The 21,977-nt window shown below is 68.2% G+C and carries 22 protein-coding genes and 2 pseudogenes; 12 read left to right on the plus strand and 12 right to left on the minus strand.

Annotated features, from left to right (window positions below):
• Positions 1 to 15: 15 nt before the first annotated feature.
• Entirely contained in the window at positions 16 to 1,455 is a 1,440-nt protein-coding gene (locus O159_RS06950; RefSeq protein ID WP_021755042.1) for an MFS transporter, read from the minus strand.
• Positions 1,456 to 1,650: 195 nt separating this feature from the next.
• The gene (locus O159_RS06955) at positions 1,651 to 1,863 is read right to left on the minus strand and encodes an antitoxin (RefSeq protein WP_021755043.1); all 213 of its coding nucleotides are present in this window, start codon (positions 1,861 to 1,863) and stop codon (positions 1,651 to 1,653) included.
• A gap of 236 nt (positions 1,864 to 2,099) precedes the next feature.
• On the opposite strand from O159_RS06955, the pseudogene O159_RS06960 reads away from it, so the two are divergent.
• Both O159_RS06960 and O159_RS06965 read left to right on the plus strand, forming a co-directional pair.
• Positions 2,100 to 3,140, plus strand: a pseudogene (locus O159_RS06960) (IS481 family transposase).
• Positions 3,141 to 3,174: 34 nt separating this feature from the next.
• Positions 3,175 to 3,657: a Dps family protein gene (locus O159_RS06965; protein WP_021755045.1), complete on the plus strand. Its 483-nt coding sequence runs from the start codon at positions 3,175 to 3,177 to the stop codon at positions 3,655 to 3,657.
• A 123-nt stretch (positions 3,658 to 3,780) separates the two neighbouring features.
• On the opposite strand, the gene O159_RS06970 is transcribed toward O159_RS06965, so the two are convergent.
• Entirely contained in the window at positions 3,781 to 4,773 is a 993-nt protein-coding gene (locus O159_RS06970) for an Fpg/Nei family DNA glycosylase (protein ID WP_021755046.1), read from the minus strand.
• Positions 4,773 to 5,261 (minus strand): ribose-5-phosphate isomerase, encoded by a 489-nt coding sequence (locus O159_RS06975; protein WP_021755047.1) that lies wholly within the window; start codon positions 5,259 to 5,261, stop codon positions 4,773 to 4,775. Before O159_RS06975 ends, O159_RS06970 begins: the two co-directional genes overlap by 1 nt.
• A 108-nt stretch (positions 5,262 to 5,369) precedes the next feature.
• On the opposite strand from O159_RS06975, the gene pepN reads away from it, so the two are divergent.
• The 7 genes from pepN to O159_RS07010 all read left to right on the plus strand — a co-directional run bounded on the left by pepN (position 5,370) and on the right by O159_RS07010 (position 13,335).
• Complete coding sequence (gene pepN, locus O159_RS06980; protein ID WP_021755048.1) at positions 5,370 to 7,913, plus strand: aminopeptidase N; 2,544 nt, start codon at positions 5,370 to 5,372, stop codon at positions 7,911 to 7,913.
• Between the two features lie 112 nt (positions 7,914 to 8,025).
• Positions 8,026 to 8,913, plus strand: a complete 888-nt coding sequence (locus O159_RS06985) for an ATP-binding cassette domain-containing protein (protein WP_021755050.1) — start codon at positions 8,026 to 8,028, stop codon at positions 8,911 to 8,913.
• 20 nt (positions 8,914 to 8,933) lie between these two features.
• Positions 8,934 to 9,767 (plus strand): ABC transporter permease, encoded by an 834-nt coding sequence (locus O159_RS06990; RefSeq protein WP_021755053.1) that lies wholly within the window; start codon positions 8,934 to 8,936, stop codon positions 9,765 to 9,767.
• 65 nt (positions 9,768 to 9,832) lie between these two features.
• Positions 9,833 to 11,038 (plus strand): sensor histidine kinase, encoded by a 1,206-nt coding sequence (locus O159_RS06995; protein ID WP_021755055.1) that lies wholly within the window; start codon positions 9,833 to 9,835, stop codon positions 11,036 to 11,038.
• Positions 11,035 to 11,709: a response regulator gene (locus O159_RS07000; RefSeq protein WP_021755057.1), complete on the plus strand. Its 675-nt coding sequence runs from the start codon at positions 11,035 to 11,037 to the stop codon at positions 11,707 to 11,709. The genes O159_RS06995 and O159_RS07000 overlap by 4 nt, the downstream gene beginning before the upstream one ends.
• Positions 11,710 to 11,753: 44 nt before the next feature.
• Positions 11,754 to 12,926 (plus strand): mechanosensitive ion channel family protein, encoded by a 1,173-nt coding sequence (locus O159_RS07005; protein ID WP_021755059.1) that lies wholly within the window; start codon positions 11,754 to 11,756, stop codon positions 12,924 to 12,926.
• Between the two features lies 1 nt (position 12,927).
• The gene (locus O159_RS07010; RefSeq protein WP_021755061.1) at positions 12,928 to 13,335 is read left to right on the plus strand and encodes a globin; all 408 of its coding nucleotides are present in this window, start codon (positions 12,928 to 12,930) and stop codon (positions 13,333 to 13,335) included.
• A 112-nt stretch (positions 13,336 to 13,447) separates the two neighbouring features.
• Here O159_RS07010 and O159_RS07015 read toward each other — a convergent pair whose 3' ends face one another.
• Positions 13,448 to 14,140 carry a hypothetical protein gene (locus O159_RS07015; RefSeq protein WP_021755062.1) on the minus strand — a complete coding sequence of 231 codons (693 nt, stop codon included), beginning with the start codon at positions 14,138 to 14,140 and terminating at the stop codon, positions 13,448 to 13,450.
• A gap of 39 nt (positions 14,141 to 14,179) precedes the next feature.
• Here O159_RS07015 and O159_RS07020 point away from each other — a divergent pair, with 39 nt between their 5' ends.
• Positions 14,180 to 15,046, plus strand: coding sequence for an acyl-CoA thioesterase (locus O159_RS07020; protein ID WP_021755063.1), 867 nt, complete (start codon positions 14,180 to 14,182; stop codon positions 15,044 to 15,046).
• Positions 15,047 to 15,049: 3 nt separating this feature from the next.
• On the opposite strand, the gene O159_RS07025 is transcribed toward O159_RS07020, so the two are convergent.
• Positions 15,050 to 15,874: an anti-sigma factor family protein gene (locus O159_RS07025; RefSeq protein WP_021755064.1), complete on the minus strand. Its 825-nt coding sequence runs from the start codon at positions 15,872 to 15,874 to the stop codon at positions 15,050 to 15,052.
• A complete protein-coding gene (locus tag O159_RS07030) occupies positions 15,871 to 16,383 on the minus strand; it encodes a sigma-70 family RNA polymerase sigma factor (protein WP_021755065.1) in 513 nt (170 codons plus the stop codon). Before O159_RS07030 ends, O159_RS07025 begins: the two co-directional genes overlap by 4 nt.
• Before the next feature lie 126 nt (positions 16,384 to 16,509).
• Between O159_RS07030 and O159_RS07035 the strand changes: the two genes are divergently transcribed.
• Complete coding sequence (locus O159_RS07035; protein WP_021755066.1) at positions 16,510 to 16,980, plus strand: QcrA and Rieske domain-containing protein; 471 nt, start codon at positions 16,510 to 16,512, stop codon at positions 16,978 to 16,980.
• Between the two features lie 15 nt (positions 16,981 to 16,995).
• Positions 16,996 to 17,505, plus strand: coding sequence for a DUF2231 domain-containing protein (locus O159_RS07040; RefSeq protein WP_021755067.1), 510 nt, complete (start codon positions 16,996 to 16,998; stop codon positions 17,503 to 17,505).
• Between the two features lie 22 nt (positions 17,506 to 17,527).
• On the opposite strand, the pseudogene O159_RS07045 reads toward O159_RS07040, so the two are convergent.
• From O159_RS07045 to O159_RS07065, 5 genes and pseudogenes are all read right to left on the minus strand, one after another.
• Positions 17,528 to 18,014, minus strand: a pseudogene (locus tag O159_RS07045) (acyl-CoA thioesterase).
• A 10-nt stretch (positions 18,015 to 18,024) separates the two neighbouring features.
• Positions 18,025 to 19,707 carry an energy-dependent translational throttle protein EttA gene (gene ettA, locus O159_RS07050; RefSeq protein ID WP_021755069.1) on the minus strand — a complete coding sequence of 561 codons (1,683 nt, stop codon included), beginning with the start codon at positions 19,705 to 19,707 and terminating at the stop codon, positions 18,025 to 18,027.
• 129 nt (positions 19,708 to 19,836) lie between these two features.
• Positions 19,837 to 20,337, minus strand: a complete 501-nt coding sequence (locus O159_RS07055; RefSeq protein WP_021755070.1) for a DUF6993 domain-containing protein — start codon at positions 20,335 to 20,337, stop codon at positions 19,837 to 19,839.
• 10 nt (positions 20,338 to 20,347) lie between these two features.
• Positions 20,348 to 20,788 (minus strand): single-stranded DNA-binding protein, encoded by a 441-nt coding sequence (locus tag O159_RS07060; protein WP_021755071.1) that lies wholly within the window; start codon positions 20,786 to 20,788, stop codon positions 20,348 to 20,350.
• Between the two features lie 184 nt (positions 20,789 to 20,972).
• Positions 20,973 to 21,971 carry a glycosyltransferase family 2 protein gene (locus O159_RS07065; RefSeq protein WP_021755072.1) on the minus strand — a complete coding sequence of 333 codons (999 nt, stop codon included), beginning with the start codon at positions 21,969 to 21,971 and terminating at the stop codon, positions 20,973 to 20,975.
• Between the last annotated feature and the right edge of the window lie 6 nt (positions 21,972 to 21,977).

A 21,977-nucleotide genomic window follows, 5' to 3' on the forward strand; every position in this document is an offset into this window, starting at 1 on the left:
CCTCCACCGGGCCGCTTACGCCCGCGGCCTCTCCTTCACCGCAGGCAGCGGCATCGTCCGCGTGTCGATGAGCGGGTCGTGCTCTTGGCGCTCCACAAGCGCTTGCGCCTCCTGCGGAGTCTCGACCGCGGGGACCGACCCCAGGAGGGGGCGCTTGGCGGATTCGGGCATGGCGAGCAGGGCGAGGCCGCCGAGGGCGGAGAAGAACATGATGTAGAAGGCGGGCATGTCGGTGTTGCCTGTGAGCTCGATGAGGGACTGAGAGAAAAAGGGGGTAGTTCCGCCGAAGAGGGAGACGGCGACGTTGTAGGCGATCGCCATGGCTCCGAAACGGGAAGCCGTCGGGAAGAGAGCGGGAAGCGAAGAGGCGGCGATGGCGACATAGAAGCCGACGGGGACGGCGACGAGGGTGAGGGCGAGCATGACGGCCCAGAACTGGCCGATCCGCATGATGGCGAAGGCCGGCAGCATGAGCACGAGAGTGGAGACGACGGCGATGGCGTAGACCGGACAGCGGCCGATGCGGTCGCTCAAAGCGCCGACGAGCGGGAGACAGGCGGACATGACAAGCAGAACAGGGACGGTCGCCACGGCGGAGAGGAGGTTTCCCACACCGACCTCGGTCTGCAGATAGGTCGGCATGTAGCTGGTCAGAGCGTATCCGGCCGTGTTGGTCGCCGCGACCAGGGTGATCGCGATGAGGATCTCCTTCCCGTTGTAGCGGAGGATGCCGAGGATGCCGTGGCGCTCGAAGCGTGCGTCGTCGTGGTGCTGGACGACTCCGGCCTCCTCTTCGAAGGCCGGTGTCTCGGGGATGCGCAAGCGGAAGAAGATCGCGACGGTGCCGAGCGGGATCGCGAGGAGGAAAGGGATGCGCCAGCCGCCGTCGACCATCGCGTGGGGACCCCACACCGACTCAGCGACGACGGTGGTCACCGCGACGGCGGAGGCCCCGGCCGCGAACCCGACATACGAGCCGACATCCAGCCAGGAGGAGAAGAACCCGCGCCGACTGTCCGGGGAGAACTCGGAGACGTAGGTCGTCGCACCGGCGTACTCGCCGCCGGTGGAGAAGCCCTGGATCATCTTGAGAAGGTAGAGCGGGACGACCGCCCACAGCCCGATCACCGCGGAACCGGGCAGCAGGCCGATCAGTGCCGTGGCGGCCGCCATCATCGACATGGTCAAGAACAGGACGCGCTGCCGGCCGATGCGATCACCGAGCGGACCGAGCACGAAGCCGCCCAGCGGTCGCACGAGAAAGCTCACGGAGAACCCGAACAGGGTCACGAGCAACCCGGCTCCGGAGGAGAGGCCGGCTGTGAAGACCGACGCGAGGGTCACAGCGAGGTAACCGTAGATCCCGAAGTCGAACCATTCCATGAAGTTGCCGACGACGGTTCCCCGGATGGCGCGTTTGACGGTGCTCCGCTCGACGACGAGCACGTCGTCCACGCGCAGCCGACGGCGTAGAGGCTGTTCCGGACGCCCCGAAGCGTAGGAGCGAGCCGGTTGGCCGGAAGCGGGGAGGATCTGGGATGTTCCAGGATTCGAGGCCACGGGGACGGGCTCCTTTCGAGTCGGCCCGTCATGGTAGACCGAAATCGGGGAAAGTCCAAGTCGGTGGCCGCCGCCCTCAGCAAGATGGGGCTACTCGTTCCCTAGCTTCTTGTCGATCGCGTCGCGCGCCCCGTCAATCTGCTCCCCGAACGTGCCGCCCGTGATCGTGTTGGCCGCGTCCGCGACACCGTCCAGGATCTTGTCGCTGATGCCCTCGGCCTGCTCGGAGGTCAGGGCGTCTTTCACCTTGTCGCCGTTCAGGAGGTCCTGGGCTTTCTTCGTGATGTCATCGAATGCGCTCATACTCACCATCATCGCTACCGGAACCGTCCGGAGCTAGTCCCGATGCGATCTGGGCCTGGCGACGCGGGCGCGGCGCGCTGAGCGGATCGCTGGCGGAATGTCTGTCCTGCCGACGCTGACTTAGCTGTGCTGCTCAGGGCAGTTGGTTGAGGTGTGACGCGATAGATGGGTGAGGACCTCCCGGTCGAGAGTGGGGCTGTCTAGTTTCCCTGCACTCGATGACTTAGGAGGTCCTCGTGACCCACGCTAATGCTGCTTTGACTCCTCGCGAATGCCTCCGCCTGGCCCGCCAAGTCGTCGACGACGGCTGGTCCGTTGCTGCGGCGGCGACCTACTTCCGAGTGTCCTGACGCACCGCGGACCGATGGGCTCGTCGTTACGTGGAGATGGGCGAGGCGGGAATGCTGGACCGTTCGTCACGGCCGCATCACAGCCCGAACAAGACCCCGCGAAGACTGGTCCGCAAGGTCGTGCATCTGCGGTGGAAGAAGCGGCTGGGACCAGTCGGTATCGGCGCCCAGCTCGGCATGCCCGCCTCGACCGTTCACACGGTCCTCTCCCGGTGCCGGATCAATCGGCCCAGCCACGTCGACGTCCGCACCGGCGAACCCGCCCGCCGCTACGAGCACGAGCATCCCGGATCGATGATCCACGTCGACATCAAGAAACTCGGCAACATCCCCGACGGTGGCGGCTGGCGCTACGTCGGACGTCTCCAGGGAGAGCGGAACAAGGCCATCACCGCGAAGCGGACCGGGAAACACGGGATCACCGGCGACATGATCACCGGCACAGCGTTCGTTCATACCGTCATCGACGATCACTCCCGTGTCGCTTACGCCGAGATCCACGACGACGAAACCGCCGCCACTGCAATCGCTGTTCTGCGTCGAGCGGTCGGCTGGTTCGCCAGCCGTGGCGTCACCGTCGAACAGGTGCTCTCCGACAACGGCTCCGCATACCGCTCATACGCCTGGCGCGACGCTTGCGCCGAGCTCAGCATCCAACCGAAACGCACCCGGCCCTACCATCCGCAGACGAACGGCAAGATCGAACGCTTCCACCGCACCCTCGCCGACGGCTGGGCATACGCCCGGCACTACAACTCCGAATCAGCCCGCCGCAACGCACTCCCGGCCTGGCTGCACTCCTACAATCACCACAGGCCCCACACCGCCATCGGCAGCCAGCCACCCATCAGCAGATTGACCAACGTCCCTGAGAAACACACTTTAGCGCAGGCTCAGCTTCGTTGCGCAATTCCACGGCCCGAGTAGCGTTGAGGCAGACATCAAGAAAGGACGCCCACCCATGACGGACATCGCTGCAACCCAGAGTGTCTCCACCCCGGACGTCGCCGCCGGGGTCGCGCAGTTCCTCACCCCGGTCGTGATCGACCTCACCGCCCTCGTCGTCAACGGCAAACAAGCGCACTGGCATGTGCGCGGCGCGAACTTCATCGGCGTACACGAACTCCTCGACGTGATCGTCGCCCACGCCCAGGAGTGGGCCGATCTCGCCGCCGAGCGGATCGTCGCCCTCGGCCTTCCGGTCGACGCGCGGCTCGCGACGGTCGCGGCCAAGACCTCGACCGGCGAGCTGACCGCGGGGTTCCGGCCCTCGAACGAGACGGTGGCCGAGGTCATCGCGCAGCTCGACGCGGCCCTCGCGAGCGTCAACGCCGCGGTGAAGGAGCTCGACCAGCTCGACCAGACCAGCCAGGATGTCGCGATCGAGATCGCACGCGGCCTCGACAAGGACCGCTGGTTCCTGTTCGCGCACATCAGCGAGTAGAGCGGCGCACGGCCCTCCGCCGGATCGGCTTCGAACGCGTCCCGCACCGGTTACGGCTTCGCCGCCGAGCCGGTGCGGGTCACGTCGAGGCGGCGGTCAAACCCGCGCCGCACGGCCGGCTTCTCACGCCTGGTCCCGCGGGCACCAGTACAGTTTGCGCCCGCCGAGGACCTCCACCACGATATAGGTTCCACACACACGACAGGGCAGGCCCTCGCGCTTGTAGACCCAGTGGCGGTCCTCCCGTTTCGCCATCGCACGGCGGTACGCCTCCTCGTCGAGGCCGTCCATCGTCATCATCTGACCGGTCTCGACACCGATGCGCAGCAGCCGCACCCAGTCGCGCCAGAGCCCCCGGATGGTGTCCTCCGCGACGAGTTTGCCGGGCGTGTGCGGATTCTGGCGGGCCCGGAAGAGGAGTTCGGCTCGGTAAACATTGCCGATCCCGCTGACCACGCTCTGATCCATGAGAAGCAGGGCGATTGCGGTGGGCTTCTTCCTCACCGCAGCGACGAAGGCCTCCTCGGCGGCAGGGCCACTGTCGAGCATCGGGTCCGGTCCGAGTCGGGCGATCACAGCGGCCACCTCTTCCGGGTCGAGCACCGCGCAGACGGTCGGGCCACGGAGGTCGGCCACGGCGCCGGCGGTCATCAGACGCACGCGCACCTGGCCGACGGGCTCCGGCGGAAACGACTCGATGTCCGGCTGCGCTTTCTCGGACTCGGACATCCGGACCCGTGTGCGCCGCGGCGCCCCGATAGAGTGGAGGGAGTTCTCACCGTCCCGGTCGAAGACGGGCCCCGTCTGAGCGGCCGTGCCTCTTTGCTGGGTCTGGCCCATCCGGCCGTTGGCGCTCGCGATCGTCGGGTCGACACCGATGTCGCCCGCGAAGTCCCACGCTCCGTAGATGCCCAGATGCACACGCAGCCACAGCCCGTTGTCGAACTCCAGGAACATCTGCTTGCCCACCGCTTTCGCGGCGATCATCGTGTGGCCGTCGATGCGCTGGGCGTCCTCGGCGAACCGGCCCTGCGGCGAGGACACGGCCACGGGACGCCCGACGAAGGTGGCCGCGAACTGTCGCGCGATCCGATGGACGGAGTGGCCCTCGGGCATCAGCGATCCACGTTCTTGCCGGCGATGTCGCCGGTCGCCTCGAACTCGGCCAGTTGCGCGATGCGGCGAATGTGCCGCTCTTCGAGCGAGAACGGCTCGGCGATGAACAGTTCGATGAAACGCGTCGCCTCCGCCACCGTGTGCTGACGAGCGCCGATCGAGATGACATTGGCGTCATTGTGCTGGCGGGCGAGCAGGGCAGTGCTCTCGTTCCAGACGAGGGCTGCGCGCGCGCCGATGACCTTGTTCGCAGCGATCTGCTCGCCATTGCCGGAGCCGCCGAACACGACGCCGAGGGCCTCGATGCCCGCCTGCTGGTCGGCCACGACCCCCTTGGCCGCATTGATGCAGAACGCCGGGTAGTCGTCGATCGGATCGTACTCGGCCGGACCGTGGTCGATGATCTCGTGTCCGGCCTGCGCCAGGTGCGTCTGGAGGTGCTTGCTGAAATCGAGACCGGCGTGATCGGTGGCGATGTGGATGCGCATGCGCCCAGTCTAGGGAAGGCCGCCGGCGACCCCGGGGCGCCGCTTCACTAAGGTGGACCCGGTGGACACGAACCACACCAGAGCCCCTACCATCCAGAGGAGTCAGCGTTGCCCGGAGAAAACCTCACCCGCATCGAAGCACAGGAGCGCGCGGCGATCGTCAGCACTCACGCCTACGACATCGCCCTCGACCTGACGAGTGGGCCGGAGACGTTCCGGAGCACCACGACCGTCCGTTTCGCCGCAGCTCACGGCTCGTCCACGTTCATCGACGCGATCACCCGCACTGTCCACTCCGTGACACTCAACGGCGTGCGGCTCGACCCGGCCACCGTCTCCGACGGCGTGCGCATCCAGCTCGACGGGCTCCAGGCGGAGAACGTGCTGACGGTGGACGCCGACGCGATCTACACGAACACTGGAGAGGGCCTGCACCGCTTTGTGGACCCGGTCGACGGCGAGGTCTACCTGTACTCCCAGTTCGAGGTCCCGGACTCACGCCGCATGTTCGCTGTGTTCGAGCAGCCCGATCTGAAGGCGGCGTTCACGTTCACGGTGACCGCCCCCTCCCACTGGTCCGTGGTCAGCAACTCCCCCACCCCGGAGCCGGTCGGCGCCGGCGAGGGCAAGAAGACCTGGTCTTTCGCGCCCACCTCGGTCATCTCCTCCTATATCACCGCGCTCATCGCAGGCCCTTACGTCTCCGAGCACAGTGAGCTGACCAGCCGCGACGGCCGCACGATCCCGCTCGGCGTGTACGCGCGCAAGAGCCTCGCCGAGTTCCTGGATGCGGACTACATCTTCGAGAAGACCCGCCAGGGCTTCGCTTTCTACGAGGAGAAGTTCGACTACGCCTACCCGTTCGAGAAGTACGACCAGCTCTTCGTCCCGGAATTCAACGCCGGCGCGATGGAGAACGCGGGCGCGGTCACCTTCACAGAGACTTATGTGTTCCGCTCAAAGGTCACGGACGCGATCAAAGAGCGCCGCGTCGTCACCATCCTGCACGAGCTCGCGCACATGTGGTTCGGCGACCTGGTGACCATGAAGTGGTGGAACGACCTGTGGCTGAACGAGTCGTTCGCCGAGTACGCCTCGACGCTCGCGACCGCCGAGGCCACCGAGTGGACCGAGGCGTGGACGACCTTCGCCGCGATGGAGAAGAGCTGGGCGTACCGGCAGGATCAGCTGCCTTCGACCCACCCGATCGTGGCGACGATCAACGACCTGGAGGACGTACAGGTCAACTTCGACGGCATCACCTACGCGAAGGGTGCCTCCGTGCTCAAGCAGCTGGTCGCCTGGGTCGGCCAGGAGGATTTCCTCGCCGGGGTCGCGCAGTACTTCAAGAAGCACGAGCATGGCAACACCGAGCTGAAGGACCTGCTGGCCGAGCTGGAGGCCACAAGCGGCCGCGACCTGACCGGCTGGTCGGAGAAGTGGCTGGAGACTGCCGGGGTGAACACTCTGCGTCCCGAGATCGCGGTCGATGCCGGCGGCACGATCACCGGCTTCGCGGTGTTGCAGTCGGCGCCCGCCGACTATCCGACCATCCGCCCGCACCGGCTAGCGATCGGGTTCTACACCCTGCGCGACGGCCGCCTCGTGCGCGAGGAGCGGATCGAGCTGGATGTCGATGGCGTCCGCACCGAGGTGGCCGAGCTGGTCGGGAGGAAACGCCCCGATCTCGTGCTGCTCAACGACGACGACCTCGCCTACGCGAAGATCCGCCTGGACCCGGAATCGCTCCGGGTCGCGATCGAGCACCTCGCCAAGATCGAGAGCCCGCTCGCCCGTTCCATCGTCTGGGGCGCTGTCTGGGACGCGACCCGCGACACGGAGACCCCGGCGAGCGACTACGTGCGCCTGGTCCTCGGCAACATCGCCCCGGAGACCGAATCCACCACCATCCGCACCACGCTCAGCCAGCTGGCGCTCGCCGCGGGCAGCTACGTCGCCCCCGAACGCCAGAAGGAGACGACCGAGAGAGCGGCGTCCGCCCTCTGGAAACTCGCTCAGCAGGCCGAAGCCGGCAGCGACGCGCAGTTCCAGTTCGTGAAGTTCTTCGCCGCGCTCGCCTCGACCAGCGAGCAGCTGGCGACGATCGGCGCCCTCCGCGACGGCTCGGTCACCCTGCCCGGCCTGACGATCGACACCGATCTCTCGTGGGAGCTGCTCATCGCCCTCGTCGCCGGCGGCGAAGCGGGCGACGCCGAGGTGGCTGCCGCGCTCGCCGCGGACAACACCGCGAACGGAGCGCAGTTCGCCGCTCAGGCTCGCGCCAGCATCCCGACCCTTGCCGGTAAGCAGGCAGCGTGGGACTCGGTGTTCGGCTCGGACGCGCTGCCGAACACGATCGTCCGGTTCACCGGCCTCGGGTTCCAGCGCGCGGCCGACAAGAGCGTGCTCGCAGCGTACATCGAGCCGTACTTCGCGGCTTTGCAGGACATCTGGGCCTCGCGCACGTACAAGATCGCAGAGTACCTGGTCGCGGGCATGTACCCGGCGCCGCTCGCGAACGCAGAGCTGCGCAATGCGACGCGCGCGTGGCTCGACGCGAACCCGGAGCCAGCCGCCCTCCGCCGACTGGTGATCGAGAACCTCGCCGGAGTCGAGCGGGCGCTCGCCGCCCAGGAGCGCGACGCGCAGTAACGCGCAGCACGCGAGGGCAGAGTTTCTGGTCGCACAGCCTGGACCCTCTGCCCTCGCGAATCGTACCCAGGGCCGATGACGCACTCGTTCCGCTTCCCATAGGTTTGGACACATGATCCATCTCGACCGCCTCACCAAGACGTTCGGCCAGAAGACGGCCGTCGACGACATCACGGCGACCGTCCAGCCCGGAAAGGTCACCGGCTTCCTCGGTCCGAACGGCGCCGGAAAGTCCACGACCATGCGCATGATCATGGGCCTCGACCGCCCCACCACGGGCGCCGCCACCATCAACGGCAAGCGGTACGCCGAGCTGCGCTCACCGCTGACCGAGGTCGGCGCGCTGCTCGATGCGAAAGCTGTACACACCGCCCGCACCGCCTACAATCACCTGCTCGCGCTTGCCGCGACCCACGGCATCCCTAAGCGCCGCGTGGAGGAGGTGATCGGCCTCACCGGTCTGGAGTCCGTGGCGGGCAAGCGCGTGGGCGGGTTCTCGCTCGGGATGGGGCAGCGACTCGGCATCGCCGCCGCGATGCTCGGCGATCCGGCGACGCTCATCCTCGACGAGCCGGTCAACGGCCTCGACCCGGAGGGGGTGCTCTGGGTGCGCCAGTTCGCACGGCACCTCGCCGGGCAGGGCCGGACGGTGTTCCTCTCCTCGCACCTCATGAGCGAGATGGCGCAGACCGCCGATCACATCATCGTCCTCGGCCGTGGCCGTATCCTGGCCGACGCACCGGTCGGCGAGATCCTCGCCGGAGCGACCCGCAACGCTGTCCGCGTGCGCACGCCGCAGGTCGACCAGCTCGCGCGCGCGATCGCCGCGCCGGACGTCACGATCACGGGCGTCGAAGCGCAGCTGATCGAGGTCACCGGCCTCTCGTCCGCCCAGATCGGCGACCTGGCCGCCGCAACCAGCGTCGTGCTCCACGAGCTCACCCCCATCAGCGCCTCCCTGGAGGAGGCCTACCTCGAACTCACGCAGGACGAGGTCTAATACCACTCGGAGATCTCCCGATGACCACCACCGCATCCGCCCACGTCCACTCCTCGCTCGGCCGGCTGAGCTTCCCGCGCGTGATCGGCTCAGAGTGGATCAAGCTGCGCTCCCTCCGCTCCACCTTCTGGACCCTGGCCAGCGTCATCGTCATCGTCATCGGGTTCTCGGCGCTCCTGAGCGTCACGATCCCGTCCGCCGAGACGCTGCGCCAGCAGGCGCCGGGCACACGGATCGACGGTTTCGTCTCGGCAGCGGCGACCACGGGCCTCACGTTCGCACAACTCGTCGTCGCCGTGCTCGGTGTGCTCGTCATCAGCGGCGAGTTCTCGACCGGGATGATCCGGTCGTCGTTCGCCGCCGTACCCCGCCGCTTCCCCGCGCTCGCCGCAAAGGCGATCACGCTGTTCCTCGTCTCGTTCGCCGTCGGCCTGGTGAGCTTCGCCTCGTCCTGGGCAATCGCCGCGGCGCTGATGTCGGCCAAGGGCTACCAGGCGGACCTATTCGCCGGTTCGACGCTCTGGTCGATCCTCGGCGCGGCTGCGTATCTGGGGCTCGTCGCCGTGTTCTCCATGGGGCTCGGAACGATCCTCAAAGCCAGCGGCGGCGGGATCGCAGCGGCGGTCGGCGCCCTGTTCGTGCTCCCGATCATCGCCAGCATCGTCGTCGGTCTCATCTCGGACGCCAAGTGGCTCGCCGACGCGCAGCACTACCTCATCAGCAATGCGGGGAGCGGCATGGCGGGCCTCGCCAACGGTTCCCTCGAACCATGGGCGGCCGCCGTCACCGTCCTCGTCTGGACGGCCGTCTCCTTCGTCGGCGGCGCCCTTCTGCTCCAGCGCCGCGACGCGTGACCCAACCCGCGCCCGCGGAGGACACAGCCCCGGGCGGCCTCGGACTTCCGAGGCCGCCCGGGGCTGTGCGACGCTCCCTCGCGGCGCACCCGATCGCGGTCGATGTCTTCGTCGCCGCGGTCTACCTCGTCCCCGCCCTGACCATCGGCACCGTCGCGATGATCGCGAACCCGAGCTGGCCGCTCGCTCTGCGCGTCTGCCTGGCCGCCGTCGTGGGCTGCGCCCTGATCGCGCGCCGCCAGCATCCCCGCGCCGTCTTCGCCATCGCGGCCGCGGCACTCGGTCTCAGCGTCTTCCTCGGGCGGGACGTCGGCTTCGCCCCGGCGATTTTCGCGCTGTACGCGCTCGCGGTCTTCCGGTCGGTGCGCTCGGCGTGGATCGGCTACGCCATCACCGCGGCCATCACCCTCCTGTCGCTCACCACGACCTCCCTCCTGTCGAGCGCCCTCGTCTTCTACACCCCGCTCGCAGCGGATGCCACGCCCTCCGCCTTCGCCGTCCTCGCGATCTGCCTGGTCGCTGTGCTGATCGGCAGCAACGTCGGCAACCGCAGGCGCTATCTGGACGCGCTCATCGACCGGGCGCGCCAGCTCGCGCGCGAGCGCGACCAGCAGGCGGAGATCGCGACCGCCGCCGAACGCAGCCGCATCGCCCGGGAGACGCATGACATCGTCTCGCACAGCCTGACTGTCATGATCGCTCTCGCGGAGGGCTCGGCAAGGCTCGCGGACAAGACCCCCGCACGCTCAGCGGAGACGATGCGGATGGTCGCGGAGACCGGCCGCAGCGCGCTCGCCGATATGCGCCGGCTGCTCGGTGTGCTCCGGACCGACGGCGACGAGGCCGCCGCCATCGAGCCGCAGCCCGGCGTGAGCGAGCTGAACGAGCTGGTCGAACGGTTCCGGGCCGCGGGGCTGCCGGTCCGGATCACGATCACCGGAACGCCGCCCGAGGACACCGGACAGCAGCTGACCGTCTTCCGCATCGTGCAGGAAGCGCTCACGAACGTGCTGCGCTATGCGTCGCTGGCCACCTCCGTGACGGTTGTCATCGACATCGGCGAGCGCATCCGCATCACCGTCGAGGACGACGCGACGGTCCACGACGGCACCGGCCACGGCTCGGGCAGCGGTCTGCTCGGCCTCCGCGAGCGCGTCGCGCTCTACGGCGGCGCTCTGGAGGCCGGCCCCCGCCGGGGCGGAGGCTGGCGTCTCAACGCGAGCTTCGACACCATTCCCGTACGACCACGCACCGAGGAGACGGCTCCGTGACCGATCAGCGCCCGCTGCGCATCCTGCTCGCCGACGATCAGGCGCTGGTGCGCCTGGGTTTCCGCATGGTGCTGGAGGCGGAACCCGACCTCTGCGTCGTCGGTGAGGCAGTCGACGGCGTCGAGGCGGTACGGCTGGCTGCGCAGACCCGGCCCGATGTCATCCTGATGGATGTGCGGATGCCCGCGCTGGACGGGATCGAGGCCACGCGGCGCATCGTGGCCGCCAACCCGGAGGCGCGGATCATCATTCTGACGACCTTCGACCTCGACGAGTACGCGTTCGGCGGCCTGCGCGCCGGTGCCAGCGGCTTCCTCCTGAAAGACGCCCGGCCGGACGATCTGACGGCGGCGATCCGCGCCGTGGCCGCGGGCGACGCGGCCGTCTCCGGCCGGGTGACCCGAGCCATGCTGGAGCTGTTCGCCGACCGGCTGCCCACGACGGAGAGCGCCGCGCCCGGCGACGACCCCGCAGCGGCCCTCACACCCCGGGAGCGCGAGATCCTGCTGGCGATCGCGGACGGGCTGACCAATGGCGAGATCGGCGCGACGTTCTATCTGACCGAGTCGACCGTGAAGACGCATGTCGGGCGGGTGTTGTCGAAACTGCACCTGCGCGACCGTGTGCATGCCGTGATCTTCGCGTACGACAACGGTCTCGTCGACCGCTGAGGCCCAGCGAACGTCACAGTGGAGGCGGCTAGGATTCTTCGAGTATGACTGCGAACCTCTGGGCCGAATTAGGAAACTGGGCCACTGCTGCCGGCGGGAACATCCTGCACGCCGCGCTGATCGTCGTCGGTGCGTTCCTGCTCAGCTGGGTGCTTCGCGTGGTGATCCGCCGCGTCGTCAAGCAGATCGTGAGCGGGGTGAAAAAAGGCCAGAACGTCACCGACACGCAGGCTCTCGTGGCGTCGCCGCTGGCCGCCGTGCGGGTCGTCCAGCGGACTCGGACCCTGGGCTCGGTGCTCAGCAACATCGTGAACGTCACCATCGGGATCGTCACCATCATCCTGGTGGTGCAAGTCTTCGCCCCCGAAGTCCTCACCTCTTTCGCTCTCCTCACCGCCGCGATCGGCGCCGGCCTCGGTTTCGGGGCGCAAAACATCGTCAAGGACGTGCTGAACGGCCTGTTCATGGTCATGGAGGATCAGCTCGGCGTCGGGGATGTCGTCGACCTCGGCAGCGCCACCGGGGTGGTCGAGGCGGTGGGCATCCGCATCACACAGGTGCGCGATGTCAACGGCACCCTCTGGTTCGTCCGGAACGGCGAGATCCTGCGCGTGGGCAACATGTCACAGGGCTGGTCACGCGTGATCGTGGATGTCGCAGTGCCGTACGAGACGGATATCGAAGCGGTGCAGAACAAACTGATGGAGGCGGCGACCGCCCTGACGACCAGCGCGCGCTGGCGCTCCCGCGTTCTCGAGAAGCCCGAGCTCTGGGGGCTGGAGTCGATCTCCGCCGACGCGATGGTGGTCCGCATCGTGCTCAAGACGCGCACCACAGCGAAAGACGATGTCTCGCGGGAGCTCCGCTTGCGGCTGAAGGGTGCGGTGGACGAACTCGGTGTCAAACTGCCGTCGCTCTCCGCCGTGGTGCTGAGCGGGTTCGACGGAGCGGGCAGCGTGGGCGGCGCCAAGCCGCCCCGGACGCGGCCGACTCCGACGATCCCGCCCCCGCCGCTCAAGGGGCGGAAGGCTCGCGCAGCCGCAGGGCGCGGGGCGGGATCGGTGCCGGACCCGGGCGCGATCCGCATCCGGCCAGCAGCCGAGAATCCGCCAGGTGCGAAACCGGCGACACCGAAACCCGCCGACAAGCCCGCCGTGCCACCGCGCGGCCGGCAGGCTCCCCCGTCCGAGCCCGGAACCGACCATCCGACGGAGTGATATGATCGGCATTCCCGTCGGGCCGCCTGCCGGCCCGTCGTTCTTCGAGCAGATCGGCGGTCACGAGGCCTTCCGCCGTCTGGTCGATGCGTTCTACCGCGGCGTCGCCGCCGACCCGGTGCTGAGGCCGATGTATCCGGAGGAGGATCTCGAACCGGCCGCCGAACGACTGACGCTGTTCTTGGAGCAGTACTGGGGCGGTCCCGGCGCCTACAGCGAACAACGCGGCCATCCGCGTCTGTGGATGCGCCATCTGCCCTTCCGGGTGAATCCTGACGCACGCGACCGCTGGCTCGCGCACATGCGCGCCGCCGTCCTCGAACTCGCCCTTCCGCCGCTGCAAGAGGAGACCCTCTGGAGCTATCTGGAGCGCGCGGCGTTCGCCATGGTCAACACCTTCGAGGAGTAGACCACCCGCGGCGCCCGGCTGCGTCGTCGCCGGCGACGGACCCGCCGGTTCGGAATCCTCCTGCCGGGGCACGACAGATGTCTTCCGGTTTCGTCGCGCGCAGCAGGGCGGGTCAGAGGCGGAGGGTCCAGGCCTGGCGACGGACAAGGGTGTGACCGCGCTTGGTGCTGAGACGGGTCCAGGGGCCGGTCTCCAGGATGCTGACCTCCTGGTCGACGGCGAGGAAACCGAGACTCTCCGCGGCGAACGCGGCACCAGCGGGCACGTACTCGAGTCCCTCGATCTCGCGGCCCCACACCTCGGCGCGGACCCGCTGGACCAGCGACTCACCGGTGCCCGGCGGGAGCGCGTCTGCGACCTCGGCGATACCGGCACGGGCGGTCTCCGTCAGCAAGGCAGCGCTCGTCTCACCGACCTTGCGCCAGCCGCCGCGGGGCGGGGAGATGCCCGCCCAGGTGACGGTGGAGACTTCCAGGGGCAGCCGGATTTCGATCGGCTCAGCCGTTCCGTCCGCACCTGCCGCGTCCGCAGCTTCGCCCACGCGCGCGACCCGGTCGAGGAGGGAACGGATCGGCACGACCGCATCGAAGGCCACCTCCGGAGCGGTGACGAACGTGCGCAGGCCCAGCACCGTCGGAGTCTGGTCAAGCAGCCCGCGGGGGTAGAGGCTCGCGGTGTACACCGCGAGCACGCCCGATCCCGCGATCAGACGCGCAGAGCCCTCCTCGACACGGGCGGCCCGCGAAAGATAGGTTTGCAGGTCGAGGGCGGCGAGGCTGTCCCGGAGAGAAAACGACTGGCTCATCTGCCCTCTAAGATACTAGAGAAACCGGACGGAGGAACAGTGAAGCCCCTCGCCTCGCTCCTGACCGCGCTCGATCTGACGGACACCGGCGCCCGCACCGACGAGAACATCTTCACCGGTCTCTCGCAGTGGATGCCGCTCGGACGTGTCTTCGGCGGTCAGGTGCTCGCGCAGTCGATCGTGGCCGCGACCCGGACCGTCGCCGGCGAGCGCCCCATCCACTCGATGCACGGCTACTTCCTGCGTCCGGGCGACGTCGACTTGCCGATCATGTTCTCCGTGGACCGCATCCACGACGGCCGCTCGTTCTCGACGCGGCGCACGCAGGCATACCAGAACGGCCTGCCGATCCTGTCGATGATCGCGTCCTTCCAGACCGGGGAGGCCGGCCTGGAGCACCAGATCGCGATGCCCGAGGGGATGCCCGATCCCGAGACGCTGCCGGACTCGGCCGTGACACTGGAGGACACGCAGCACCCGGTCGCCCAGTACTGGAGCAGCCAGCGTCCGTTCGACACCCGTCACATTCCGTCGCCGGTGTACCTCAGCGTCGAAGGCGAGCACGTCGCGCACCAAGCAGTGTGGTTCCGCGCGGTCGGCGATCTGCCGGACGACTCGGCGCTGCACACCGCCGCGCTGGTCTACGCCAGCGACTACACGATCATGGAGTCGGTCCTGCGCCGCCACGGCATCGCCTGGGCGACGCCGGGCCTCAAAGCCGCGAGCCTCGACCACGCGATGTGGTGGCACCGGCCGGCGCGTGTGGACGAGTGGCTGCTGTACACGCAGGAGTCGCCGAGCGCCAGCGGCGGTCGCGGACTGGCCCTCGGGCGGATCTACAGCCGCGACGGCCGGCTCGTGGCGAGCGTCGCCCAGGAGGCGACGATCCGGGTGCCGGGCGAGTGACCGTCACCCGATCGTGCTGCGCAGCAGCACGATCGGGCCATCGGCCGCGCGGATGTCAATGGAGGCGATTTCCGCGAGCGGCACGGAGGTCGTCGCCGTCGGCGTGGCGGTGGTGCCTTGCCGGGCGGTCCAGGTCGAGACCGGTGTCTCACGGCCGGCGCGGTCGGTGACGACCATCGAGTACGTCCAGGTGCGGCCGTCGCCGCCGGGTGGGCGGGCGTAACGGCAACGCGAGTCGATGCGCGTGCCCCAGGGCTCCCTCGTCAGAACGAGGTCGGCGCTCAGCGTGCTCGGCACGACCTTCTCCATCGCAACGCGGCGCTCGGGCGAAGGCGAACTCGACGGAAACAGGAACGGCAGGGCAACGACCAGCACACCCGCGAGTGCGGCCGCGGCAGCGGTCGCGATCACGCCGAGGAGCAAGCGGGCGCGGACGCGGCGGCGTCTGGCCGCGCGCAGGAGGGATGGGAAGACATCGGCGCCGACGGGAGGGACGTCGGCAGAGGCGGGCCAAGCGTCGCGCGCCACCGCGCGGCCGTCATCGCCGCTGGCCGCAGGGTCGCCCTCGCGAGCGGCGGACGCCAGAGCGGAGGCGGCAGCGCCGCTGACGAACGACCGGCCGAGTGCCGGATGCGTCGTCCCCACCAATTCGAACGCCTGCTCGCGCGGAAGCCGGGCGAGCAGCCCCGGCATCCCGGCCAGTTCGGCGACCGCCGCGGCGCACGGCAGGCAGCGGCTCAGGTGCTCCTCGAAGGCGCGGCGCTCGGCCGGTGCGAGGGCGCCGAGCACGTAGGCGGCATCCCAGGCGGCGATGTCATCATCGGTCATCGCTCGGTCACCCCCCGTTCCTGCAGCGAGAGCCGAAGAGCCCGCAAACCGTAGTGGAGGCGCGATTTCACGGTTCCTTCCGGAATGTCGAGTTCGCGGGAGATCTCCGCGATGGAACGGTCTCCATAGTAGGCGTGGACGAGCACGGCACGGTGCTCATCCGAGAGCCCCGCCAGCGCGTCGCTAACGATCTGGGCGTCGAGCGCCGCGTCGGAGTCTCTGGCCACGGCGGCGCGCTCGGGGAGGGCGCCGGTGCCGATCTCGTGACGAGTGTGGGCGCTGCGCCGGTCGTCGATCACAAGGTTTCGCGCCACCGTGAACAGCCAGGCGCGCGCCGACTGGTGAGACTGGTCCAGCACCGACGGCTTCCGCCAGGCGCGCAGCAACGTCTCCTGAACCACGTCGTCCGCCATCGCCCGATCGCTGGTGAGGCGCACCACGTAGCGCCACAAGGCTTGCGCGTGCTCATCGTGGAGTTGGCGGAGCAGACGCGCATCCTCACCTGACATTCCCACCCCCTTCCGGTTCTCACGAAATGGGCTATGAAAAGGTTCATACACACCGGATGAACCTTTCCGGAAGAGCTGCCGTGGATACGGTAAGAACGACATTCCACATGACTGAAAGGGACACCCATGTCCGACTCGACTCCGCTCACTCGCCGCGCCCTCGTGCAGATCGGTGGCGCAACCGCTGCCGGCGCGGGCACACTCCTGCTCGCCGCCTGCGCCACCGGAACCACAGGAGGCGGCTCCGGATCGGGGTCCGGCTCCGGAGGAACGACAGGAACGGGAGGAACAGAAGGCACCGGCGGAACAACCACAGTGGCGCTGTCCGCCATCCCGGTCGGGGGCGCGGTGTCCGTCTCCATCGGCTCCACACCGGTCGTCGTCTCACAGCCGACCGCCGGGAACGTCATCGCGTTCAGCGCGGTCTGTACCCACCAGGGCTGCACGGTCGCCCCGAAAGGCAAGGAATTCGACTGCCCGTGCCACGGCTCGCGCTTCGACGCCAGCACCGGCGATGCCCTGAGCGGACCAGCACGCGACCCCCTCAAGAAGCTCACGGCTTCCGTTTCGGGCGACACGGTCACGGTCACCGCTTAGTCAGGAGGTCACGGCATGAAAATCAACGGGCTCCCCCTGCATCCGCTCCTGGTCCATTTCGTTGTCGTGCTCGTGCCGCTGGCTGCGATCTGCGCTGTTCTCGTGCCGATCTGGCCGGCCGCCCGGCGCCGTCTGGGCATCGTGACGCCGCTGCTCGCCCTGCTCAATATGGCCCTCGTGCCGATCGTCACCGACGCCGGCGAGTGGCTTCAGAAGCGTGTGCCGCCGACACCGCTGATCGAACAGCACGCGGCACTCGGGCGGATGCTCTACCCGTGGGTCATCGCGGTGTTCGTGTTCGCCGCAGTGCAATGGTCGTGGTTCTCCTTCTTCGACCGGGAGGACTCGCCGCGACGACCCCCGGCGGTCGTACGCCGGGTGGTGACCGTGGTGCTCGCCGCGATCGCCCTCGGACTCGCGATCGGGTCGACAGTGGAGGTGATCCTGATCGGCGAGGCCGGTGCGCGGGCGATCTGGGAGAACTCGTTCAGCCCGACACCGCTACCGGAGACGCCGACGCCCTGAGCGGACAAGACCGGCGAGCCGGTCAGCCGCGCTTGGCGAACGCGACGGGCTCGCCCAAATAGGGCGTCCACACCGCGCGCTCGCGGTCATCGATCCGCCGTGGGCGCTGGCTGGCCGTGTCCACCAGCACGATCGTGGTCACGGCACGCGAGAACAGCGTCCGCGGCTGCGCACCCTCCGGCGACCAGACCTCATAGCAAACATCGAGGCTCGCACCGCCCAGACGGCCGAGCCAGAGCTGGACGTCCAGCGGCTGACGCAGGTACGGGAGGGGCGCGAGGTACTCGATCTCCTGCCGTGCGATCAGCGTGAGGGTGTCCGCCCCCGGTCGGCCGTCGAGGATGGCGGTCGATCCGCCGACGGCCTCGCCGCTGCCGGTCTGGTCTTCGGTCAGCCAGAACGCCTCGATGCTGCGCCTCCTCGAGGAGGCGCAGCATCTCGGCGTTGTTGACATGACCGTACGCGTCGAGGTCGCTCCAGCGGAGTTTGATCGGAACGTGCAGTCGCATACCGGTCACCTCAGTCGCGGGTGAGCTTGCGGTACGCGGAGCGGTGGGGCTTGGCCGCGTCCGGGCCGAGGCGCTGGATCTTGTTCTCCTCGTATGCATCGAAGTTCCCCTCGAACCAATACCAGTCGGCCGGGCTCTCCTCGGTGCCTTCGTAGGCGAGGATGTGCGTCGCGATCCGGTCGAGGAACCACCGGTCGTGGGTGATGACCACCGCGCAGCCGGGGAACTCGAGAAGTGCGTTCTCCAAGCTCGACAGCGTCTCGACATCCAGATCGTTCGTCGGCTCGTCGAGCAGCAGGAGGTTTCCGCCCTGCTTGAGCGTCAGCGCCAGGTTGAGGCGGTTGCGCTCACCGCCGGAGAGGACGCCGGATTTCTTCTGCTGGTCCGGCCCCTTGAACCCGAAGGTGGAGACGTAGGCGCGCGAGGGCACCTCGGTCTTGCCGACCTGGATGTAGTCGAGGCCGTCGGAGACGACCTCCCAGACGTTCTTGTTCGGATCGATGCCGCCGCGGCTCTGGTCGACATAGGAGATCTGCACGGTCTCGCCGATTTTGAGGTCGCCGCTGTCGAGCGGCTCCAGCCCCACGATCGTCTTGAACAGCGTGGTCTTGCCGACGCCGTTCGGGCCGATCACGCCGACGATGCCGTTGCGCGGGAGGGTGAAGGTCAGGCCGTCGATGAGCTTGCGCTCGCCGAAGCCCTTCTCGAGGTTCTTCGCATCGATCACGATCTGGCCCAGGCGCGGGCCCGGCGGGATCTGGATCTCCTCGAAGTCGAGCTTGCGGGTGCGCTCGGCCTCCGCCGCCATCTCCTCGTAGCGGGCCAGACGCGCCTTCGACTTCGCCTGGCGGCCCTTCGCGTTGCTGCGGACCCAGTCGAGCTCTTCGGAGAGCCGCTTGGCGAGCTTCGCGTCCTTCTTGCCCTGGACTTCGAGCCGCTCGCGCTTCTTCTCGAGGTAGGTTGAGTAGTTGCCCTCGTACGGGTACAGGTGACCGCGGTCGACCTCGGCGATCCACTCGGCCACATGGTCGAGGAAGTACCGGTCGTGGGTCACGGCGAGAACGGCGCCGTGATACTTCGCCAGGTGCTGCTCCAGCCACAGGACGCTCTCCGCATCCAGGTGGTTGGTCGGCTCGTCCAGAAGCAGGAGGTCGGGCTTCTGCAGGAGGAGCTTGCAGAGTGCGACACGGCGCTTCTCACCGCCGGAGAGGGTGTTCACCGGCCAGTCCCCCGGCGGGCAGCGCAGCGCATCCATCGCCTGCTCGAGCTGGGAGTCGAGGTCCCACACATCGGCGGCGTCGATCTGCTCCTGCAGCGTGCCCATCTCGGCCAGCAGTGTATCGAAGTCGGCGTCGGGGTCCGCCAGCAGCCCCGAGATCTCGTTGAAGCGGTCGATCTTGCCCTTGATCTCGCCGACGCCCTCCTGAACGTTCTCCAGGACCGTCTTGTTCTCGTCCAGTTCCGGCTCCTGCATGAGGATGCCGACCGAGTAGCCCGGTGTGAGCTTCGCTTCGCCGTTGGAGGGTGTGTCGAGCCCGGCCATGATCTTCAGGATCGTGGACTTACCGGCGCCGTTCGGCCCGACGACGCCGATCTTGGCCCCGGGCAAGAAGGCCATCGTCACATCGTCGAGGATCACCTTGTCGCCGACCGCCTTGCGCGCGCGCACCATCGAGTAAATGTATTCGGCCACTCTTCTTCCTCAACTCCTGTTCCTGGGCACGAACGGATTCGTGTCTCAGCCCTGTACGAGGATACCGGGTACGCTCGGACCCCGGCCGACCCCGCGCCCGGGCGGATCGCGCTCACCCGGCGATCGCGCCTACCAGTCGATCGCGCGAGTCTGCCCGACCAGACAGGTCCCGGTCGGTGGGATAGGCGCCGCCACCGTGCTGTTGTACCCGCCGGCATCGGCTCCGTTCTGTCCGATCAGGCACGAGTCGCCCAGCTTGACGGAGAACTGGATGGAGTTCGCCTTGAGGCCGATCGTCGTCGTGTCCACGGTGACCTGCATGTCCGCCTTGGCGAAACCGGCGGCGACAAGCGCGTCGATGAAATCGCGCCCTTTCGCCTCCGGATTCGCCGCCAGGGTCGCCTGGTTGACGTGGTCGAAGAACGGCAGGTTCTGCTGCGCTGTACCACCGGGGACAAGCGTGGGCGCGGCGCTCGGCGCGGGGGTGACGCCTTGGCCCGCCGATCCCGTCGGGGAAGCGGACGGAGGGGAAGCCGGCTGCGGGGTGCAGCCAGCGAGGAGCACAGAGAGTCCCAGAGCGAGCGCAGCCGAAACGACGGCGGTCCGGGTGAGGGCGGTCGGGCGCGTCATATCTCGCATTCTAAGGGCCGACACCTGGGGAATCGACGGGAATGCCCTTCGAAGGCCGAGAGGCGCCCTCCGGCCTCCCACCCTCCAGGGAGACCTCCATCACGGTCCGCGAGAACATGCTCCTCCCCCAGGCCAGATCGTGCCCGATCGCGTCCGCCTCGATCTCCGCCGTCACGCCGCGCTTCTCGCCCATCCACTCGCGGATGCTGAGCCTCCCGGAGACGACCACCGGATCGCCTTTCGCCACGCACTCAGCCGCGCTCACCGCAAGCCGGCGGAACGCCGACACCGTGAACCAGTTGCTCTCGCCGTCTTCCCAGGAGGATGTCTTGCGATTGAAGCGCCGGCGCGTGATCACGAGCCGGAAACTCGTGATCGGGATGCCGCCTTCCGTCGTCAGGTGTCTCGGCTCCGTCGCGACGAGTCCACGGACGGCCAGGTTGTCAGTCATTGCGTTTCCTCCTCCGGCAGCCGCTCGGTGCGGGCGCTGACTCCAGACTGGCTCGAGACGACACCCCCGCGCGGGAGCGAGCGGAGGTCTGTGGAGAAGACGCGGGTCCGGCTCAGCTGGGGACGACGCAGAGGCGACCGGTCACGAGGAACGCATCGCGTGACGGGGCGGCCCCCGGAACGGATCAATCCGCCCGGGCCGCCAGCTCCACCGCCGCCACGTCCCCCCGCTGCAGCGCTGCCTGCATCGTCAGGGCTTTCGCGGAGAGCCCCTCGGTCTCCTCGCCACCGTGCTCTTGCATGATCGATCGGGCCTTGGCGATCGACGCGCGCCGACCGGCGGCATCCCGTTTGCGCCGCATCTCGGTCGGGATGTCGAACGAAAACAGGCGATTCCAGTACTTCCGGTGGGCGTATCGCGCCCGGGACCGACTCGCCGGAGGCGTGTCGCGCAGCACATCGAAGACCTCGGAGAAGTACGCGTAGAAGGAATCCACCGGATGCACGTGGCCGGTCAGATGCTGAGCGGCGCCATACGGCGAGGTGTGACGCACCCAGTAGTAGCAGTCGGTCGAAGCCTGGATCGCGATGCGATCCGTCCGCACATACGCCGCCATCGCGAACGGATGGTCCTCGGCCATGACGAGGTCCGGATTGAAGCGATAGCCGAGCGAGCGGGCGTAGCCGGTGCGGTACATCTTCAGGACGCTCATCGAGTCGAGGACGGAGGTCCGCGTGAGGTCCGTGCGCGCGAGAGTCTTCCGGAACATGTGCTGCGGCGCGCCCCGTCCAACGCCGACGTATTTGCCAGCGACGATGTCCGCGCGTCCCCGGCGGCCCAGGGAGAGCATCGAGCGGATCGCGTCCGGGCCGAGATAGTCGTCCACATCGACGAAGTAGAGGTAATGGCCGCTGGCGGCGTCGAGACCTTCGTTGCGCGCGGCCGCGGGGGTGCCGGTGTGCGGGTGACTCCAGACCTCGCCGCGGAGTCCGAACTCCGCCATCAGGCACGTTGCGATCTCGACGGTGTCGTCGGGAGAGCCGTCGTCCACGCAGAGGACCTCTATCCCCAGGGTGCCCGAGGTCTGGACGGCGATGCTGCGCAAACACTGTTCGAGGTAATGACCGGCACGGTACATCGGGATGGCGATGGTCACATCGGGGCGACGGGCGAGGAAAGTCACAGCGGC

Origin of the sequence: Leifsonia xyli subsp. cynodontis DSM 46306, assembly GCF_000470775.1 — a bacterium.
GTDB classification, from domain to species: Bacteria; Actinomycetota; Actinomycetes; order Actinomycetales; family Microbacteriaceae; genus Leifsonia; species Leifsonia cynodontis.

Excerpts from the sequence above, each read along its gene's own strand:
- O159_RS07010 (WP_021755061.1), top strand. The coding sequence starts at position 12,928 with ATGATCGGCATTCCCGTCGGGCCGCCTGCCGGCCCGTCGTTCTTCGAG.
- O159_RS06975 (WP_021755047.1), bottom strand. The coding sequence starts at position 5,261 with ATGCGCATCCACATCGCCACCGATCACGCCGGTCTCGATTTCAGCAAG.
- O159_RS07030 (WP_021755065.1), bottom strand. The coding sequence starts at position 16,383 with ATGTCAGGTGAGGATGCGCGTCTGCTCCGCCAACTCCACGATGAGCAC.
- O159_RS07060 (WP_021755071.1), bottom strand. The coding sequence starts at position 20,788 with ATGACTGACAACCTGGCCGTCCGTGGACTCGTCGCGACGGAGCCGAGA.
- O159_RS06965 (WP_021755045.1), top strand. The coding sequence starts at position 3,175 with ATGACGGACATCGCTGCAACCCAGAGTGTCTCCACCCCGGACGTCGCC.
- O159_RS07015 (WP_021755062.1), bottom strand. The coding sequence starts at position 14,140 with ATGAGCCAGTCGTTTTCTCTCCGGGACAGCCTCGCCGCCCTCGACCTG.
- O159_RS07055 (WP_021755070.1), bottom strand. The coding sequence starts at position 20,337 with ATGACGCGCCCGACCGCCCTCACCCGGACCGCCGTCGTTTCGGCTGCG.
- O159_RS07040 (WP_021755067.1), top strand. The coding sequence starts at position 16,996 with ATGAAAATCAACGGGCTCCCCCTGCATCCGCTCCTGGTCCATTTCGTT.
- O159_RS07005 (WP_021755059.1), top strand. The coding sequence starts at position 11,754 with ATGACTGCGAACCTCTGGGCCGAATTAGGAAACTGGGCCACTGCTGCC.
- O159_RS06985 (WP_021755050.1), top strand. The coding sequence starts at position 8,026 with ATGATCCATCTCGACCGCCTCACCAAGACGTTCGGCCAGAAGACGGCC.
- O159_RS07035 (WP_021755066.1), top strand. The coding sequence starts at position 16,510 with ATGTCCGACTCGACTCCGCTCACTCGCCGCGCCCTCGTGCAGATCGGT.
- O159_RS06955 (WP_021755043.1), bottom strand. The coding sequence starts at position 1,863 with ATGAGCGCATTCGATGACATCACGAAGAAAGCCCAGGACCTCCTGAAC.
- O159_RS06990 (WP_021755053.1), top strand. The coding sequence starts at position 8,934 with ATGACCACCACCGCATCCGCCCACGTCCACTCCTCGCTCGGCCGGCTG.
- O159_RS06970 (WP_021755046.1), bottom strand. The coding sequence starts at position 4,773 with ATGCCCGAGGGCCACTCCGTCCATCGGATCGCGCGACAGTTCGCGGCC.
- O159_RS07025 (WP_021755064.1), bottom strand. The coding sequence starts at position 15,874 with ATGACCGATGATGACATCGCCGCCTGGGATGCCGCCTACGTGCTCGGC.